This window comes from Xanthomonas sp. CPBF 426 (assembly GCF_903989465.1).
Classification (GTDB): domain Bacteria; phylum Pseudomonadota; class Gammaproteobacteria; order Xanthomonadales; family Xanthomonadaceae; genus Xanthomonas; species Xanthomonas euroxanthea.
Genome location: NZ_LR861805.1, coordinates 4,026,517 through 4,044,139, shown reverse-complemented (window position 1 = coordinate 4,044,139; position 17,623 = coordinate 4,026,517). Strand labels below are relative to the sequence as shown.

At 67.9% G+C, this 17,623-nt stretch carries 19 protein-coding genes; 10 read left to right on the top strand and 9 right to left on the bottom strand.

Annotation, left to right across the window (positions count from 1 at the left end):
* Window positions 1-487: 487 nt before the first annotated feature.
* From H7A87_RS17070 to msrB, 5 genes are all read right to left on the bottom strand, one after another.
* Window positions 488-772 carry a DUF4031 domain-containing protein gene (locus H7A87_RS17070; protein ID WP_104583214.1) on the bottom strand — a complete coding sequence of 95 codons (285 nt, stop codon included), beginning with the start codon at window positions 770-772 and terminating at the stop codon, window positions 488-490.
* Window positions 773-782: 10 nt separating this feature from the next.
* Window positions 783-1,451: a hypothetical protein gene (locus H7A87_RS17065; protein ID WP_232087871.1), complete on the bottom strand. Its 669-nt coding sequence runs from the start codon at window positions 1,449-1,451 to the stop codon at window positions 783-785.
* Between the two features lie 269 nt (window positions 1,452-1,720).
* A complete protein-coding gene (gene motB / locus H7A87_RS17060; RefSeq protein ID WP_119128275.1) occupies window positions 1,721-2,914 on the bottom strand; it encodes a flagellar motor protein MotB in 1,194 nt (397 codons plus the stop codon).
* Window positions 2,915-2,924: 10 nt separating this feature from the next.
* Window positions 2,925-3,779, bottom strand: coding sequence for a flagellar motor stator protein MotA (gene motA / locus H7A87_RS17055; protein WP_104583217.1), 855 nt, complete (start codon window positions 3,777-3,779; stop codon window positions 2,925-2,927).
* 413 nt (window positions 3,780-4,192) lie between these two features.
* Window positions 4,193-4,657, bottom strand: coding sequence for a peptide-methionine (R)-S-oxide reductase MsrB (gene msrB, locus H7A87_RS17050; protein WP_104649337.1), 465 nt, complete (start codon window positions 4,655-4,657; stop codon window positions 4,193-4,195).
* Between the two features lie 418 nt (window positions 4,658-5,075).
* On the opposite strand from msrB, the gene H7A87_RS17045 reads away from it, so the two are divergent.
* Entirely contained in the window at window positions 5,076-5,507 is a 432-nt protein-coding gene (locus H7A87_RS17045; RefSeq protein WP_119128277.1) for a hypothetical protein, read from the top strand.
* Between the two features lie 32 nt (window positions 5,508-5,539).
* On the opposite strand, the gene H7A87_RS17040 is transcribed toward H7A87_RS17045, so the two are convergent.
* Window positions 5,540-6,019: an Lrp/AsnC ligand binding domain-containing protein gene (locus tag H7A87_RS17040; RefSeq protein WP_024940284.1), complete on the bottom strand. Its 480-nt coding sequence runs from the start codon at window positions 6,017-6,019 to the stop codon at window positions 5,540-5,542.
* Between the two features lie 148 nt (window positions 6,020-6,167).
* On the opposite strand from H7A87_RS17040, the gene H7A87_RS17035 reads away from it, so the two are divergent.
* Together H7A87_RS17035 and alr are read left to right on the top strand one after the other, a co-directional pair.
* Window positions 6,168-7,457 carry a D-amino acid dehydrogenase gene (locus H7A87_RS17035; protein WP_119128278.1) on the top strand — a complete coding sequence of 430 codons (1,290 nt, stop codon included), beginning with the start codon at window positions 6,168-6,170 and terminating at the stop codon, window positions 7,455-7,457.
* Window positions 7,457-8,557: an alanine racemase gene (gene alr / locus H7A87_RS17030; RefSeq protein ID WP_119128279.1), complete on the top strand. Its 1,101-nt coding sequence runs from the start codon at window positions 7,457-7,459 to the stop codon at window positions 8,555-8,557. The genes H7A87_RS17035 and alr overlap by 1 nt, the downstream gene beginning before the upstream one ends.
* 149 nt (window positions 8,558-8,706) lie before the next feature.
* On the opposite strand, the gene H7A87_RS17025 is transcribed toward alr, so the two are convergent.
* On the bottom strand, window positions 8,707-9,282 hold the full coding sequence (locus H7A87_RS17025) for a DUF3016 domain-containing protein (RefSeq protein WP_104583222.1): 576 nt from the start codon (window positions 9,280-9,282) through the stop codon (window positions 8,707-8,709).
* Between the two features lie 249 nt (window positions 9,283-9,531).
* On the opposite strand from H7A87_RS17025, the gene H7A87_RS17020 reads away from it, so the two are divergent.
* The 5 genes from H7A87_RS17020 to H7A87_RS17000 all read left to right on the top strand — a co-directional run bounded on the left by H7A87_RS17020 (window position 9,532) and on the right by H7A87_RS17000 (window position 14,254).
* Entirely contained in the window at window positions 9,532-9,978 is a 447-nt protein-coding gene (locus tag H7A87_RS17020; protein WP_164739102.1) for a hypothetical protein, read from the top strand.
* Window positions 9,965-10,255 (top strand): hypothetical protein, encoded by a 291-nt coding sequence (locus tag H7A87_RS17015; protein ID WP_016903448.1) that lies wholly within the window; start codon window positions 9,965-9,967, stop codon window positions 10,253-10,255. Before H7A87_RS17020 ends, H7A87_RS17015 begins: the two co-directional genes overlap by 14 nt.
* Before the next feature lie 107 nt (window positions 10,256-10,362).
* Window positions 10,363-12,396, top strand: coding sequence for a PAS domain-containing sensor histidine kinase (locus tag H7A87_RS17010; protein ID WP_104583321.1), 2,034 nt, complete (start codon window positions 10,363-10,365; stop codon window positions 12,394-12,396).
* A gap of 127 nt (window positions 12,397-12,523) precedes the next feature.
* Window positions 12,524-12,832 (top strand): DUF3247 family protein, encoded by a 309-nt coding sequence (locus tag H7A87_RS17005; protein ID WP_016903450.1) that lies wholly within the window; start codon window positions 12,524-12,526, stop codon window positions 12,830-12,832.
* An 87-nt stretch (window positions 12,833-12,919) separates the two neighbouring features.
* A complete protein-coding gene (locus tag H7A87_RS17000) occupies window positions 12,920-14,254 on the top strand; it encodes a sorbosone dehydrogenase family protein (protein WP_104583226.1) in 1,335 nt (444 codons plus the stop codon).
* A gap of 87 nt (window positions 14,255-14,341) precedes the next feature.
* Here the strand turns inward: H7A87_RS17000 and H7A87_RS16995 are convergent, their stop codons facing one another.
* The gene (locus H7A87_RS16995) at window positions 14,342-14,602 is read right to left on the bottom strand and encodes a hypothetical protein (protein WP_104583227.1); all 261 of its coding nucleotides are present in this window, start codon (window positions 14,600-14,602) and stop codon (window positions 14,342-14,344) included.
* Between the two features lie 193 nt (window positions 14,603-14,795).
* Between H7A87_RS16995 and H7A87_RS16990 the strand changes: the two genes are divergently transcribed.
* Both H7A87_RS16990 and H7A87_RS16985 read left to right on the top strand, forming a co-directional pair.
* Window positions 14,796-15,863 carry a class I SAM-dependent methyltransferase gene (locus tag H7A87_RS16990; RefSeq protein ID WP_119128280.1) on the top strand — a complete coding sequence of 356 codons (1,068 nt, stop codon included), beginning with the start codon at window positions 14,796-14,798 and terminating at the stop codon, window positions 15,861-15,863.
* Window positions 15,860-16,573, top strand: a complete 714-nt coding sequence (locus H7A87_RS16985; protein ID WP_119128281.1) for a pseudouridine synthase — start codon at window positions 15,860-15,862, stop codon at window positions 16,571-16,573. The genes H7A87_RS16990 and H7A87_RS16985 overlap by 4 nt, the downstream gene beginning before the upstream one ends.
* Window positions 16,574-16,625: 52 nt before the next feature.
* On the opposite strand, the gene H7A87_RS16980 is transcribed toward H7A87_RS16985, so the two are convergent.
* A complete protein-coding gene (locus H7A87_RS16980; protein WP_119128356.1) occupies window positions 16,626-17,432 on the bottom strand; it encodes an SDR family oxidoreductase in 807 nt (268 codons plus the stop codon).
* Between the last annotated feature and the right edge of the window lie 191 nt (window positions 17,433-17,623).

The following is a 17,623-nucleotide window of genomic DNA, read 5'->3' as shown; positions in this document are numbered from 1 at the left end:
GTGGCGTCATGGTGCAGAAGGGGGATGCTGCCGTCGTGACGTTGCAGGCCTCTTTACCAGGAGGCTTACGCGGCCCAGCGATTGCCCGGTAGGAGCGTGCCTGCGCGCGACAGGCGTTACCGGGACAGCCCCTCGCGCTCAGGCGCGCTCCTACAACGGCGTGGCGTCATGGTGCAGAGGGGGGTGCCGCCGTCGTGACGTTGCAGGCCTCCTTACCAGGAGGCTTACACGGCCCAGCGATGGCCACGTAGGAGCGTGCCTGCGCGCGACGGGCGTTACCGGGACAGCTCCTCGCGCTCGGCGCGCGCCTACTAAGGCGCGCCGCCAATCAGGTTGCGGCCACCGCCGTTGCGAATCCCCAATCCCCAGCCCCGAATCCCCCCAGCCCCGAATCCCCCAATCCCCAATCCCAATCCCCAATCCCAATCCCAATCCCCAATCCCCAATCCCCAATCCCCAATCCCCAATCCCAATCCCCAATCCCACCTCAAGGCGCCTCGCCCCGTGCCTGCGCACGCGCATTGGCGATCAAGGCCTTGAGCAAGACGCGATCGGTGTGACGGGAGATGGCGATGGCACCGAGCGCGATGGCTTCGGTGCGTAGCGGTGCGGGCACGTCGTAGTGCGCGCCGCTGAGTTTGTTCTGGAAGGCGCGGCGGGGAATGCCCAGCCGCGCCGCCATTGCATGCAGCTCGTCCAGCGTATCGCCGAGCAGGTGCGCCCAGCGCTGCTCGCGCCACAGATGCACCGCATCGTCGACGTAGACGGCCACCGGCAGGCCCTCAGGCCTTCTTGGTCTTCTTTTTCTTGCTGCCGTCGCTTGCGTCGTCGGCATCGTCCTGCGGCGCGTCGCCTGCGGTTTCGGCAGCGGCCTCTTCGACGTTGGCGTCGGCGTCAGCATCTGCCTGGGCATCGCTTGCCTCGGCATCTGCGTCTTCGGCTTCGCCGTCGTCGCCCTCGGCGTCGCTGTTCTCGAACTCGGACACCAGCGTGGTCAGGTATTCCTCGGCGGTCTTGCCGTCTTCGGCGGCCAGGTCGTCAATCATCTGCTGCAGCTGGGTGGAGTATTCCAGCGAGATGGTCTTGCCTTCCTTCTCCTGCAGATTGGCCAGGTGCTTGAGCATGGCCAGCATCGGCACCGGATTGTCGGCGCTGCCCATGGTCTGGCCGCCGATCGACAGCAGCCATTCGCTGTCGTTCTGCAAGCCGATCGCCGCGACCACGCGGCCGTCGGCATCCTGCAGCACGGCATGGTTGGCGATCTGCGGCGCCTGGCCCAGACGGACGATCGGGCGCTTGGGTTGGGACTTCTTGCGCTTGTCGCGCTTGGCCTTGGAATTGCGGGACACGGTGTTCTCGACGCTGGGAATGGCCGACCATTCTAGGCGCTTGTGCGTAACCCGGCTCGGGTACCGCCATCGGGCCGGTGAACCCCGGCCGCGCCAGTCCACGCTCCTGTGGGGTCCTCCAGCGTGTCGAAGGCGCCGACGCCGGTATTTCGGGCAGGCTGCAGCGGCCGACACCACGCCTGTGCCCGAGCACGAGCGCGCCGCTGCTGGTCGGGACCGGAATGCAGCCGGAGCGGCCGGCCGCAGGATGCTGGAATTCGGCATGCACCTCAGTCAGGTCTGCACGACAACCTGCCGCCTCCAGCCGTACAGCCGCCAGCAACCGCTAGCCGCCGCCAGGCAATCACCAGGCCAGATGCCCTCAGCCGCCGTCAGCGCCGCTGGGGCGCTTCGCCGACGGCAGTGCGCGGCGCCGCCACGGCGGCTTCGGCAGCCTTGGCCAGGGCCGTGGCCGAGGCCAGCTGGGTGCGCGTGGAGACGCGCGGCGCGGCCGGCGCGGTGCTGCCGACCGTGGTGGTTGCCGCGGGCGGTTTGGCGTTCTCAGCAGCTGCAGGTTCGCCCGCCGCCGCGGTGGGCCCTGCCGCAGGCAGCGCGGCCGGTGTCCCCACCGCCGTGGTGGCCGCAGTCGCTGCGGCACTCAGGTCCGGCACATGGGTGTCGGCATCGTGGGTGGGCTTGCCCAGCGCAATGCCCTGGCCGGCGCCGGCCAGCGCGGCCTGTTCGGCATCCTGGGTCATCACCACGATGCTGATGCGGCGGTTGATCGGGTTCTGCGGGTTGGTCTTGTCGAACAGCACCGACGAAGACAGCCCCACCACGCGCGTCACCTTGGCATCGTCCATGCCGCCGCCCACCAGCGCGCGGCGCGCGGCGTTGGCGCGGTCGGCGCTGAGTTCCCAGTTGGTGTAGCCGGCATCGCTGCTGTAGGCGGTGGTGTCGGTGTGGCCGGTGATGCTGATGTGGTTGGGCACCTGGTTGATGAAGCTGGACAGCTCGCGCAGGATCGCCACGGTGTACGGCTTGAGCTGGTCGCGGCCCATGTCGAACATCGGCCGGTTCTGCTTGTCCACGATCTGGATCCGCAGGCCGTCCGGGGTGAGGTCGAGCAGCAACTGGTCCTTGAACGGCTCCAGCGCCTGGCTCTTGTCGATGGCTTCCTTCAGGTCCTGCATCAGCGCTTCCAGGCGCTTCTTGTCCTTGGCGCGGCTGTCCTGGTTGGTGTCGGCGGCGTTGTCGCGCTTGCGGCCCATTTCGTCCTTCTGCCCCTTGGCCATGTCGGCGGTGCCGCCGAGCTTGATCATCGAGGTGCTGGCGCCGCCGGGGCCGTTCATGCCCGGCGAGGGCGCCGGCGACTTGCCCGACAGCGGGCTGGGATTGCGGAAGTATTCCGAGATCGCCGCGCGCTGTTCCTTGGTGGTGGCGGCCATCAGCCACAGCACCAGGAAGAACGCCATCATCGCGGTCACGAAGTCGGCAAACGCCACTTTCCAGGCGCCGCCGTGATGGCCGCCGCCCTGCACCTTCTTGACCCGTCGGATGACGACGGTGGATTTGCCCTCGGCCATGACCGCGGCCCTACTTGATCGTCTTCAGGTGCGTTTCGAAATCCGCAAAGCTCGGACGCACGTTGGAGGGCAGTGTCTTGCGCGCGAATTCCAGCGCAATCTTCGGGTTGTAGCCGCGCAGGCAGGCCAGCAGCGCGGTCTTGACCGCCTCGTACATGCGCCCGTCCTGCTCGGCGCGCGCTTCCATCGCCGCGGCCAGCGGTGCGACGAAGCCATAGGCCAGCAGGATGCCCAGGAAGGTGCCGACCAGGGCGGCGCCGACGTGGTGGCCGATCTCCTCGATCGGCCCGCCGATCGAGCCCATGGTGATCACGATGCCGAGCACGGCCGCCACGATGCCGAAGCCGGGCAGGCCGTCGGACACCTTACTCAACGCATGCGAGGGCGCCAGCGCCTCGTGGTGGTGTTTTTCCAGCTCCAGTTCGAGCAACGGCTCCAGCTCGTGCGGTTCGATGTTGCTGCCGATCATCAGGCGCAGGCAGTCGGTGATGAAGTCCAGCAGGTGATGGTCGGCAACCACCTTGGGGTAGTTGCCGAAGATGGTGCTGTCCTGCGGTTTTTCGACGTGGTCTTCCAGCGCCATGAAGCCGTCGCGGCGCGCCTTGTTGAGCAGCTCGTAGATCAGGCTCAGCGTGTCCTTGTAGTCGTCTGACTTGTACTGCGGGCCCTTGAACACGCCCATGATGCTGCTGAAGGTTTCCTTGACGATCTTGCCGGGCGTACTGACCAGAAACGCGCCGAACGCCGCGCCACCGATGATCATCAGCTCGTACGGCTGCCAGAGCGCGCCCAGCTTGCCATGCGACAGCACATAGCCGCCCAGGACACTGACGATGACGACGATGAAGCCGATGATGATGAGCATGGCGCAGCCAGAAGCAAACAGGGTTGCTGTTGTTTCGGCTTGCGCGGCAGATTCTTGAAGCGCACGGCGTGAAGGTGTGCGGTGTAGCTGAACGATCAACTGGCGCGGCGGATCTTCACACGGGAAATGGGCGGCAACAGCGCTGCACGCGCCAGGTGGCCCGCGGGCCGCTGCAGCCTGGGATCACGGGGTTCCGCGGTGCAACCGCCCATGCCAAGCAGTCTCTGCAACACGCGTCCTGACGCAACCCGGCTCAGGCGAGTCGCGCCGGGTGGCCGGAATGGATCAACGCCTTGTCGCGTACCGCATGCGTTGGCGATGCGGCAGCGCCTGCCGGTGTGTGCATGCGGGGCGCAGGTGTGCGCCACGGCGTCCGGCACGAAGTCCCTGCGTGCCGGACGGCACGCGTCGGCTCAGGCCGGTTGCGCCTCGGCGCCTTCGCGCTGCAAGGGGTTGGGCAGCGCCTGGCCGTTTTCGGTAAACCCCAGCGAGACCGAGTTCAGGCAGTGGCGTTCGCCGGTCGGCGGCGGGCCGTCGGGGAAGACGTGGCCCAGGTGGCTGTCGCAGCGCGCGCAGACGATCTCGGTGCGGATCATGCCGTAGCTGATGTCGCGGATCTCGCGCACATGGGCAGCGTCGTAGGGCGCGAAGAAGCTCGGCCAGCCGGTGCCGGATTCGAACTTGGCGCTGGAGCGGAACAACGGCAAGCCGCACAGGCGGCAGGTGTAGACGCCGTCGAGCTTGTTATCCAGGAACACCCCGCAGAACGGCGCTTCGGTGCCATGGTGCAGCAGCACGCGCTGTTCCTCGTCGCTGAGCCCGGCGATCAGGGCGTCGCGCTGGGCGGGGGAGGGAGGGGTCAGATCGAACTGGCTCATGGGGCTCTCGCATGCGCGCGCTGGCAGGGGTGCCGCGCCTGCACCCGTGATGTGGGCGTTGTCGGCATGGTTCAAGCGTGCGGGTGACCAAGCCCCTCTCCCGCCGGGGCGCCACGGCACAGCTTGCGCGCCACTGGCGCGCGTGCCCTGGTGCGCCTGCGCCGCTGGCGCAGGCCGGGGCGCGGAGCGGGGGTCGGGCTGAGGGTGCGGCGGCGAGGCCATGGCCCCGTACTGATTGCCAGGTGTTGCACGCACCCTCATCCGGCGCTGCGCGCCACCTTCTCCCGCTGAGAGAAGGATGCTTTCGCGCCGCTATCACCTCACGAACGCGTTCATCCCGCAGCCAATCTCCCGCATTGCCGCAGTACATCGGCGCCCCCATCCAGACGGTACTCCTCGATCAAGCACGGTGTCCGTCATGGCGATTCCTTCTTCGATGCGCGGCCTGCTGCTGTGTGGTCTGTTGCTTGCCGCAGGCGCGGCAACGGCGCAATCGGCCACCAGCACACGCGCGTCCAATACCCTGCAGCCGATCACCAGCCCCACGTCCGCCCAGCCCACGCTGACCGCACCGCGCGCCGTGCAGCCTGCGCCGGGCACGGCTCCGGTGCCCTCGCAGCTCGGCCAGCGCCCGTCCGCGCCCACCATTCCGAGCCGTGGCCCGGCACAGACGCCGGTGGCACCGGCCGGCAGCCAGGTTGCGCCGGCCAGCGCGCCGATGGTCTACGACCGCAATGGCCGCTTGCTGCAGGGCATGCAGCCGGCTGGCGCCAACCGGGTGCTGGATACCAAGACCGGGCGCTACTACGACGCGGTTCCGGCCGGCGACGGCATGCGCGTGGTGCGCTGACCCACGCTGTCACGAATCCCGAATCCCAGCCATCAGCCCTCGATCGGCAACGCCAGGGTCTCCTTGACCTCTTCCATCACGATGTAGCTCTTGGATTCGCGCACATGCGGCATGGTCAGCAAGGTGCTGCCGAGCAGCTTGCGATACGACGCCATTTCGCTGATGCGCGCCTTGAGCAGGTAGTCGAAATCGCCTGACACCAGATGGCATTCCAGCACGTTGGGCAGCTTGAGCGCGGCGCGGCGGAACTCCTCGAAGATGTCGCCGGACTTGTAGGCCAGGCTGATCTCGACGAACACCAGCAGGCTGGCCTTGAGATAGTGCGGGTCCAGCCGCGCGTAGTAACCGGTGATGGCGCCATCGCGCTCCAGCCGGCGTACGCGCTCGGTGCAGGGGGTGGTCGACAGACCCACCCGCTCGCCCAGTTCGGTAAAGGAAATCCGCCCCTCCTGCTGCAGGATGCGCAGGATCTTGCGGTCGATCTTGTCCAGCTCGCGGGTGCGGGTCGTCATCGGGTCTGCTTCCACAAGTTTTGACAGGAGGATTCACTGCCAAGGTGCGCTGATTCCAGAAATGGCACTGCCTGGCTCGCAATATACTGCGTCTAACTATCCCCCTCGGCGCCTGGTTGTGGGGGAATACCCTTTCCAGGAGAACGACATGCGGGTGCTCATTCTCGGTAGCGGCGTCATCGGCACCACCACGGCCTGGTATCTGGCGCAGGCCGGTTGCCAGGTCACCGTGGTCGACCGCCAGCCGGCGGCGGCGCTGGAGACCAGCTATGCCAACGCCGGCCAGCTGTCGTTCGGCTACACCTCGCCATGGGCTGCGCCCGGTGTGCCCGGCAAGGCGATGAAGTGGCTGTTCGAGCAGCATGCACCGTTGTCGATCCGGCCTACCCGCGACCTGCGACAACTGGCCTGGCTCAGCCAGATGCTGCGCAACTGCACCGCCGAGCGCTATGCGGTGAACAAGGCGCGCATGGTGCGCATGTCCGACTACAGCCGTGATTGCCTGAACGCATTGCGTGCCAGCACCGGCATCGAATTCGAAGGCCGCCAGCTCGGCACCACCCAGCTGTTCCGCACCCAGCAGCAACTGGATGGCGCCGCGCAGGACATCGAGGTGTTGGCCCAGTACGGCGTGCCCTACGAGCTGCTGACCCCGGCGCAGATCGCGCAGTTCGAACCGGGCCTGGCCGGCGGTGGCGCGCAGATGGCCGGTGCCTTGCGCCTGCCCGAAGACCAGACCGGCGACTGCCGGCTGTTCACCCAGCGCCTGGCCGAACTAGCCACGCAGGCCGGGGTGGAGTTCCGCTACGGGCAGCAGATCGAGCATCTGCAGCACGCAGGCGGGCGCGTCACCGGCGTGCAGATCGATGGCCGCATCGAAACCGCCGACCGCTACGTGCTGGCGTTGGGCAGCTATTCGGCCGACCTGCTGCTCTCGCTCGGCCTGCATCTGCCGGTGTATCCGCTCAAGGGCTACTCGCTGACCATTCCGATCGTGGACGCACAGCGCGCGCCGACCTCCACGGTGCTGGACGAGAGCTACAAGATCGCGCTGACCCGTTTCGACGACCGTATCCGCGTCGGCGGCATGGCCGAGGTGGCCGGCTTCGACCTGTCGCTGAATCCGCGCCGCCGCGCCACGCTGGAGATGGTGGTCAACGACCTGTTTCCCGGCGCCGGCGATCTGGCCCAGGCCGAGTTCTGGACCGGCCTGCGCCCGGCCACGCCGGACGGCACGCCGGTGGTCGGCGCCACGCCATATGCCAACCTGTTCCTCAATACCGGCCACGGCACCCTGGGCTGGACCATGGCCTGTGGGTCCGGCCGCTACCTGGCCGACCTGATGCAGGGCCGTACGCCCGACATCGATAGCGAAGGCCTGGACATCTTCCGTTACCTGTCGCCACGCAGCGCACGCGCGCAGCAGGAGGCCGCGTAGTGCGTCCTGCGCAAGCGTTGATCGACCTGGACGCATTGCGTCACAACTACCGCCTGGCCAGGCGGCTGGGCAACAGCAAGGCCCTGGCGGTGCTCAAGGCCGATGCCTACGGCCACGGCGCAGTGCGCTGCGCGCAGGCGCTGGACGGCGAGGCCGACGGCTTTGCGGTGGCCTGCATCGAAGAAGCGCTGGAGCTGCGCCAGGCCGGCATCCGCGCGCCGATCCTGCTGCTGGAAGGGTTCTTCGAACACGACGAACTGCGCCTGATTGCCGAGCACGATCTGTGGACGGTGGCGGCCACGCCGCAGCAGGTGCGCGCGCTGGCCGAGTTCCAGAGCCCGCGTCCGTTGCGGGTGTGGCTGAAGCTGGACAGCGGCATGCACCGGCTGGGCCTGTCGCCGGAAGATTTCCGTGCGGCGTGGCTGCGTCTGCGCGGGCTGCCGCAGATCGCCTCGCTGGTGCTGATGACCCATCTGGCGCGCGCCGACGAGCTGGAGTGCAGCCGCACCGACGAACAGGCGGTGGCGTTCGCGCTGACCGCCGGCGGCATGCCTGCGGAAACCAGCCTGCGCAATTCGCCCGGCCTGCTTGGCTGGCCGGCGCTGCGCAACGACTGGTCGCGTCCGGGGTTGATGCTGTACGGCGCAAACCCGTTCCCGCAGGACACCGACATCACCGCGCAGCTGCGTCCGGTGATGACGCTGCGCTCGCGCATCATCTCGGTGCGCGAGCTGCCGGCCGGCGAACCGGTGGGCTACGGCGCCCGTTTCGTCGCCGAGCGGCCGACCCGCGTCGGCGTGGTGGCGATGGGCTATGCCGACGGCTATCCGCAGTTCGCCCCCAACGGCACGCCGGTGCTGGTGGATGGACAGGTCTGCCCGCTGATCGGCCGCGTGTCGATGGACATGCTGACCGTGGATCTCACCGAGCATCCGCAGACCGACATCGGTGCCAGCGTGCAGCTCTGGGGAGACGCGCCGCGCGTCAGTCCGCTGGCAACGCAGTGCAATGTCAGCGCGTATCAGCTGCTGTGCGGACTCAAGCGCGTGCCGCGGGTGTATGTGGGCGAGGCTGCAGTGGGCGAGGGCATCACGCGGTGAGGTGTGTCCCTTCTCCCATCGGGAGAAGCTGCCTCGAAGGGGAGGATGAGGAGACGTGCGAAGCCACAGGCATTTGGAACGACACGTGAGCTTCGCCCCGTACCCTCACCCCAACCCCTCTTCTGTCGGGAGAGGGGCTTTAGCGTGGCTCACAGCCCGGCCGTGTTCCGGTCGCCGCGGAACTGCTTGCGCACCCAGTCGTCGATCATCGCCTTCTCGAAGCGCAGCGGGTCGCTGTCGGTCAGGCGCGGTCCGCTCATCAGAAACGCCGAATCCACCAGCTTGCGTTCGCCCTGGTCGATCACCTGGCCATCGGCGCCGGTCAGCGTGTAGTTGAAGCTCAGGCGCGGCGGGTAGATGTCCTTGACGATGCGCACGTCCTGCATGCGTGGCCCGCGCCAGGGCTCGTACTGGCCGGCGCGGCGGATGTCGGTGATGGTCACGCTCAGGCGCTGGCCGTCGGGGAGTTTGCGCGCGGCGCTCTGCTGGAAATAGCTCGCCAGCTGGGTGACCCAGTCGCCACGCTGTGCTTCCCAGCGGTTGCCGCTGAAGCGCACTTCGGAGAACTGTGCCGGATCGGTCCAGCGGACATCGACCTTGCCGTCGCCGCTCACCGCGCGCGGCGCCTGTGGATCGGTGACGTTACGTACACGTGCCTGCGCGCCGGTTGCCGCGAGCAGTCCTGCCAGCAACAGGCTGGCGCCGCAAAGGCTGGAACGTTTCATGGAAAGTCTCCAAGCGGAAGGTACGTGGAAGTACCGGGCGTTTCTGCAGTGTGGGGGCGCGTCTGCTTGCCGGCAACGCTTGCCGCGCAAGGCCTGGCAGGCCATTGCCACGCGGTTAATCCGCGGCGTCGGCACCATGACGGCGGGTTCACTGCGCCTGCGCCTGCGCTTCACGGCGCAGCCGGGAAGATCGCCAGCATGGACACCCACTCTTTCCGCACAAAATCAGCCTCTTCGGCGCCGGCACACATGCCGTCGGACGTGCGCCTGCAGTTCATCGACTGGGCGAAGCAGCACGGCCACAACCCCGCCACCGGGGCGGCCGCCTTCGTCGCCCTGCAAAGCGAGGTGGACCTGGACCTGGCAACGCGCACGCTGCGCCTGGCACCGGGGGCCTCGCCGCGCGAGGCCTTGCGCGAGCACCTGGCCGCGTTGGCGCGCCAGGGCGATGTGGCGGTGCAGTTTCCGCCGGTCTACGCCTACACCGCTGCCAACGGGCTGGAGTATCGCTACTCGCTGATGCTGGTGATTGCCGAGGATTGCGTGGAGTGGACCGGGCGGGTGTGGCAGGACCTGGATTACCAGGGAATGCTCACCGGCCGGGGCCAGGGTCCGCGTGCCAATTACACCCAACTGGCGCGGATGGCGCTGGAACACGAGCTTGATCAGGAGCGTCCCCGTTATGTCCAGGCATGAACTCGAACTGCAGCTGCCGCTGGGCGCACAGGTCGCCACCGGCGAAGATGGTTTCAGCGAGCGCTGCCGCAGCGAATGCGCCAAGCTCGGCCTGTCGCGGGTGAGGCTGCTGTTGCTCGACGCCGAGTACGCGCGCTCCACCGCCTGGCGCGAAGAAGCGCAGCGCTGGATGGACGAGCAATTGCGCCGCGAAGGCGAGTGGGTGTTCCGCGGCGTGATCGCCGGGATCGTGGTGCTGGCGGCATGCATCGCGCTGTGCGCGGCGCTGTTGTGGTGATCGCCGGGGAACCGGCTGGATGCGTGTGAACCGGGTCGGCTGGCTGTGCACCCGCTGACGACACCGTGCGTGCTTTCATCTGCCCGTCATCCGCCCTGGCATCACCCCTGGATCCCGATTTGAGCACCTCGACCACCCGCCCCGATCTGGCCACCGGCCTCCCGGCAGCATCCGCCGAGCCCTTCCTCGACCCGGGGATGTACCACGAGATCTTCCATAACCTGGATGCGGGGTTTTGCGTCATCGACATGGTGTTCGATGGCGACCAGGCCGTCGATTACGTGTTCCGCATGACCAATGACGCGTTCGAGCGTTACACCGGTCTGTCTGACGTAGTGAACGTGTCCATTCGCGGCATGCTGGCCGATCACGAACAGGAGTGGTTCGACCGCTACGGCCATGTCGCCCGCACCGGTAACCGCATCCACTTCGAAATGCAGGCCAAGGCGCTGCGCCGCTGGTACTCGGTGGATGCGTTCCGGGTCGGTCAGCCGGAGCAGGCGCGGGTGGCGGTGTTGTTCATGGACATCACCGAGCGCAAGCGGGTGGAGCGCGAGCTGGCCGAGAGCGAGGCCCGCTTCAGCGCGCTGGCCGACGGCCTGCCGATGCCGGTCTGGGTGCTGGACGCGCAAGGCGTGGTGCGCTTCGTCAACAGCGCGTATGGCGAATTCTTCGGCATCGACATTTCCAGCGGCACGGTCTCGGCCTGGAGCGAGTTGCTGCATCCGGACGACCTGTCGATCTTCCAGTTCGAACTCGCCGCCGCGCTGGACGAACAGCGCGGCCTGCACGCGCTGGTGCGTGCGCGGCGCCACGACGGACAGTGGCGCTGGATCGAGATGACCGCCACGCCGCGCTACTCGGCCGACGGGCGCTTCATCGGCCTGGCCGGCAGCAGCCCGGACGTGACCGAACAGCGCGAGATCGAACTGGCGCGCGAGCAACTGCTCGAATCCGAGCGTAGTGCGCGCAACGAAGCCGAGAGCATGGCGCGGCTCAAGGACGAATTCCTGGCCACCTTGTCGCACGAGCTGCGCACGCCGCTGACCACCATCCTGGGGTGGAGCGAGCTGTTGCTGCAGCGGGTCGAGGAAGGCCATCCCAACTACAAGGGCCTGTCGGTGATCGCCAGCAGCGCCCGCGCGCAGAAACGCCTGATCTCGGACATGCTCGATCTCAGCAGCATGTTGCTGGGCAAGGTGCAGCTGGAGGTCGAGTCGCTGGACCTGGCCGAGCAGGTGCGCGAAGCCTTGAACACCCAGGAGCTGGCGGCCGAGGGCAAGGACCAGGTGCTGGAGGTGCATGCCCCGTCCACGCCGTGCCTGGTGCTGGGCGATGCCACGCGGCTGCAGCAGGTGTTGTGGAATCTGCTGTCCAATGCGATCAAGTTCACTCCGGCGCATGGCCGCATCGACGTCACCATCGAGCGCGACGATGGCCACGTGCTGGTGTCGGTGCGCGATTCGGGCGACGGTATCGCAGCCGAATTCCTGCCGCATCTGTTCGGCCGGTTCCGCCAGGCCGACGGCACCACCACGCGCCAGCACGGCGGCCTGGGCCTGGGCCTGGCGATCGTGCAGCAGCTGGTGGAAATGCATGGCGGCCAGGTCAGCGCCACCAGTGGCGGGCGCGGCAAGGGCGCCACGTTCACGGTGCGCCTGCCCGAGCATGTTCCCGACCAGGCCAGGCGTCCGCGGCGCGAGCTGCGCCGGCGGCTGATGTCCGAGCAGATCATCGAAGCGCGTGCGCTCAATGGCCTGCGCCTGCTGGCGGTGGAAGATCAGCCGGACATGCTCGACTACCTGCGCCGCCTGCTGGAAGAGCAGGGCGCCGAAGTGGTCACCGCCGGCAGCGCCACCGATGCGCTGGCGTTGATCGATCATCGCGGCCACGCACGCTTCGATCTGATGCTGACCGACATCGGCATGCCGGGGATGGACGGCTACGGGCTGATCCGCACCGTGCGCGACAACCTGGGGCTGGATGCGGCAGCACTGCCGGCGGTGGCCGTGACCGCACTGGCACGCGACGACGATCGCAAGCGCGCGCTGGACTCCGGTTTCCAGGAGCATCTGGCCAAGCCCTACAGCGTCGCCCAGCTGGTCACCGCAGTGCGCGCCGCGCGCGAATCGGTGGAGTGAGGCCGGAGGCGGGTCTGATGCCGCGCCGTCGCGGCGACAGATCCGCAACCGGTCGAAGGGGGCTGTTTGCTGCCTCTTTCACAGCATGTGGCCTAGCGTGATGCACTCCCTCGATGGAGATGACGCCATGTCCAGATACGCCCCGCACGTCTATTCGGAACAAGTGCAGATTGCCACGCTCGAACATTGGGTCTCGCTGCTCGGTGGCCAGGAGCGCGTCCGCGTCGAACTCGACGACGGCAGCATGATCAGCGGCACCGTCGCGGTGCGCCCGAGCATCCAGACCTACCTGGACGACCAGCAGCGCGAAGGGCTCAACGGCCAGCTGCGCATCGACCAGCTGGACGCCGCACAGGAGCCGCACTGGATCTGGATGGACCGCATCGTGGCCGTGCATCCGTTGCCATTGGGCAGTGATCCGCAAGCCGCGCCCTGAACGATGCATTGACGATGTGTTTACTTCTCGTCGTGGCGGTGACGGCATGATGGCCGATTGTCGCAACTGTTCAGGATTGCCCGCGCAATGAATGCTCCCGCGTTGAAGCTCGCCCGCTGGCCGCTGTCGCTACTGACCGTCGCCGTCCTCGCCGCCTGCGGCGACACCGCCACGCTTGCCATCGAACAGGGGACCGGGCCGAACCCGCAATTGCCCGAGCCGGTCAAACGCCTGATCCCCACCGTCAAGGTGGCGCCGGTCAAGCGCTGGACCGAGAACGCCAAGCCGATCGCCGCCGACGACCTGCAGGTTGCCGCGTTCGCGCGTGATCTGGACCACCCGCGTTGGATCTATGTGCTGCCGAACGGCGACGTGCTGGTAGCCGAAACCGCCGAGCCGCCCAAACCGGACAGCGCCGAAGGCGGTGGCATTCGCAAGAAGGTGCAGGGCGCGATGATGAGCAAAGCCGGTGCCGTGGTGCCCAGCGCCAACCGCATCACCTTGCTGCGCGATGCCGACGGCGACGGCGTGGCCGAAGTGCGTACCCAGTTCATCAGCGGCCTGTTTTCGCCATTCGGCATGGCCCTGGTCGGCGATCGTTTCTTCGTGGCCAATGCCGATGCGCTGGTGAGCTTCCCGTACAAGCCCGGCGAGACGCATATCACCGCCAAGCCGACCTTCGTGGCCAATCTGCCTGGTGGGCTGAATCACCACTGGACCAAGTCGCTGCTGGCCAGTGCCGACGGCAGCAAGCTGTACGTCGGCGTCGGCTCCAACAGCAATGTGGCCGAAAACGGCATGGAGGCCGAACTCAACCGTGCGGCGATCCTGGAGATCGACCCGGCCACCGGCAGCAGCCGCGTGTTTGCCAGCGGCCTGCGCAATCCAGTCGGCACCGCCTGGGAGCCGCAGAGCAAATCGCTGTGGGTCGTGGTCAACGAGCGCGACGAGATCGGCAGCGATCTGGTGCCCGACTACCTTACGTCGGTGCGCGATGGCGGCTTTTATGGCTGGCCGTACAGCTACTACGGCCAGCACGTGGACGAGCGGGTCAAGCCGCAAAACCCCGAGCTGGTGGCCAAGGCGCTCAAGCCCGATTACGCGTTGGGCCCGCATACCGCTTCGCTCGGTCTGAGCTTTGCCAGCGGAAGCCTGCTGCCGGAGCGCTTCCGGCAGGGCGCCTTCATCGGCCAGCACGGCTCGTGGAACCGCGATCCGCCCAGCGGCTACAAGGTGTTGTTCGTGCCGTTTGCCGACGGCAAGCCCAGCGGCACGCCGATCACCGTGCTGGATGGTTTCCTGGACGCCGAGGGCAATGCACAGGGGCGCCCGGTGGGCGTGAGCCCGGACAATACCGGCGCGCTGCTGGTGGCCGACGATGTCGGGAACGTGATCTGGCGGGTGACACCGAAGACGCGCTGATCCAGGCCGTCAAACAGGAAAAACCGGGCCCAGGCCCGGTTTTTTCATGCGCGTTCCGCTATCGCGCGCGCTGTTGCGCCGGTGCGCTCAGCGCGGCGATTCGGGCGACGCGCTGAAACGTCGTGCATAGCCGCGCTCCTCGGTGATCCGGCTGATGTCTTCATCGGCCATCTCCGGTGCGCCATAGACCGCATACGCCACGCTGCCGTCATCGCGCTCGCCGACCTGGTGCAGGCGGTAACGCGGCCGGCCCGCGCCGGTGTTTTCGGGGTAATGCATCGGTGGTGGGGTGTCATCCAGATCCATTTCGCTGTTGTCGACCACTCCACCTACGAACAGGGCTCGCATCGCGTCTCTCCGGTATTGGTGTGATTCCAGCCTAGGTGGGCGGATGTTGCGTGCGCATCAATAGTCCGTATAGACATTGGAAGGGCCGCGGTCTGCAGGTCACGCAATCGAACGCCGGTTCAAACCAGCACCAGGGCGGGGGGACAGGCAGTGCTCCCTTACAATGGCAGCCTGTTCCCGACCCGATGATCCGATGGCTGGCCCGCACGATGCCCCGCTTCAAGCCCTGTTTCTGCCCTTTGCCCAGGGCGTGCTGCCGTGGCCCAGCGGCCCGGTGCTGTTCCTGCGCGCGCGCGACGGCTTTCCGCTGCGCGCGCATGCGGCGGCCGATGCACTGACCTGCGAGCAGAGCTTTCGCCCGTTTGCCGAAGCGCTGGAGCGCAATGGCTGGAGCGTGCGCGAAGAGAGCCAGATCGAGGCCGACAGCACCCGTTACGCCCTGGTGCTGGTGCTGCCGCCGCGGCAACGCGAGGAAGCGCGTGCCTTGTTTGCGCGCGCGGTGGCGCTGGCCGCGCCGGGCGGCCGCGTGGTGGCCTGCCAGTCCAACAACGAGGGCGCGCGCTCGGGCGAGGCCGATCTGCGTCAGCTCACCGGCCTGGCCGGCAGCCTGACCAAGCACCATTGCCGCACCTACTGGAGCCCGCCGCTGCCCGCCGACACCGATGCGGCGCTGCAGGCGCGCTGGGCCGCGCTGGATGCGCCGCGCCCGATCCTGGACGGGCGCTTCGTCAGCCGCCCCGGTGTGTTCGCCTGGGACCGCATCGATCCTGCCTCGGCGCTGCTGGTCGAGCATCTGCCGGGCACGCTGGCCGGGCACGGTGCCGACCTGGGCGCGGGCTTCGGCTATCTGTCGGCCGAGGTGCTGGCGCGTTGCCCCAAGGTCACCGGACTGGATCTGTACGAGGCCGAGGCGCGTGCACTCACCCTGGCGCAGCGCAATCTGCAGGCCATCGCGCATCCGGCGCAGCTGCAGTACCACTGGCGCGACGTCACCGCCGGCCTGGCGGCGCAGTACGATTTCATCGTCAGCAACCCGCCGTTCCACACGCCTTCGCGCGCCGACCGCCCGGATATCGGTCAGCGCTTCATTGCCGTGGCCGCGCAGGCGCTGCGCCCGGGTGGGCAGCTGCTGCTGGTCGCCAACCGGCATCTGCCCTACGAATACGTGCTCAACGAAAGTTTCGGGCAGGTGCGCGTGGCCGCCGAACGCGATGGGTTCAAGCTGATTTCCGCCATCCGCGGCCGCGGAGCGCGCGCATGAAGCTGGTCAAGCACATCGCCAATCTCGGCTACGGCAGCCGCAAGCAGGTGACCCAGCTGTTTCGCCAGGGCGCGGTCACCGATGCCGCCGGCGAGGTGCTGTATGCCGACGATCAGGTGGAGCACGATGCGATCCGCATCGATGGCGAGCCGCTGGATCCGCCACCGGGTCTGAGCCTGTTGCTGCACAAGCCCGGCGGCTACACCTGCTCGACCAAGGACACCGGCCGGCTGATCTACGAACTGCTGCCGCCGCGCTTCCGCTCGCGCGCACCGGTGCTGGCGCCGGTGGGGCGGCTGGACCGCGAGACCAGCGGCCTGTTGCTGATGACCGACGACGGCGCGCTGCTGCACCGGATCATTTCGCCCAAGTCGGCGCTGGACAAGGTCTACGACGTCACCCTGGCCGAGGACCTGCGCGGCGACGAAGCGACGCTGTTTGCCAGCGGCACGCTCCTGCTGGAAGGCGAAACCAAGCCGCTGCTGCCGGCCGAACTGGACGTGCTCGGCCCGCGCCAGGCACGCCTGACCTTGCACGAAGGTCGCTATCACCAGGTGCGGCGCATGTTCGCCGCCGCCGGCAACCACGTGGTGGCCTTGCACCGCAGCCGCATCGGTGGCTTGTCGCTGGATGGCCTGCCGTCCGGACAATGGCGCGCGCTGGCGGCGGAGGATCTTGCGGTGTTGTTCGGCCGCGGCGCGCAGGCCTGAGCCGCGTTGCCGTTGAGTGCGCATGCGCCGATCCCGGCATGCGCGGCACTCCTTAGACGTACTGCATCTTGCGCGACATGCCGCCATCGACGATGAAGTCCTGCCCGGTCACAAAGCCCGACAGCTGCGGCGACAGCAGATAGACCGCCAGCTGCGCGATGTCGTCCGGCGTGCCGACGCGTCCGGCCGGATGCTGGGCATGGTCGCGCCGCGATAACTTGGGTGTGCGCCGGCGCTGCGGCGCGCGCCAGGCGTCGGTGCTGATCCACCCGGGGCTGATGCTGTTGACGCGCACCTGCGGGCCTTCGCTCAGCGCCAAGGCGTGGGTGAAGGCCACCAGCCCGCCCTTGGCGGCGGCATAGGCCTCGCTATGCGGCTCCGATTGCCAGGCGCGGGTGGAGGCGATATTGACGATCGCACCGCCGCCCTGGGCCTGCGCCAAGGCAGGCAAGGCCTGCTTGCTGCACAGGAATGCGCCATGCAGGCTGGCCAGCCTGCGATTCCATTCGTCCCAGTCCAGTTGCGGCAAGGGCGCCACATGCGGATCGGCCACGCCTGCGTTGTTGACCAGGCCATCGAGTCGCCCGAAGCGCCTGAGCGCGGTGGCGATCAGGCGCGCTGCCTGCGGTTCGCGCGCGGCATCGCAGCGCACGAAGGCACTGCGCCGCGGCAACGCCCACTCCTGCAGGCAGGCCTTGCCGGCATCGGCATCCAGGTCGCCGATCACCACGCTGCCGCCGGCGCCCAGCACCGCCTGCGCGATGCCACGGCCGATGCCTTGGGCACCACCGGTGATCACCACCACGCGGTCCTGCAACGGGGAGGGATTCCATGCGGAGACGGCGGGGATCAGCGGCATCGGGCGCACCATGGCAGTGAGGTCGCGCGCACTGTAACGCGGGCGCCGTGGTGGCCATAGCAACGGATTCCCGCGTGCGGCCCGGGCATGCTGGTGCCTCCTGGTGCCTTACCGCGCCGTCATCGGTGGGCCGAGCTAGGGCGCGCCGGCACGGCGCCACGTGTCTCCGACGCGGCCGACGCGGCCGTCCG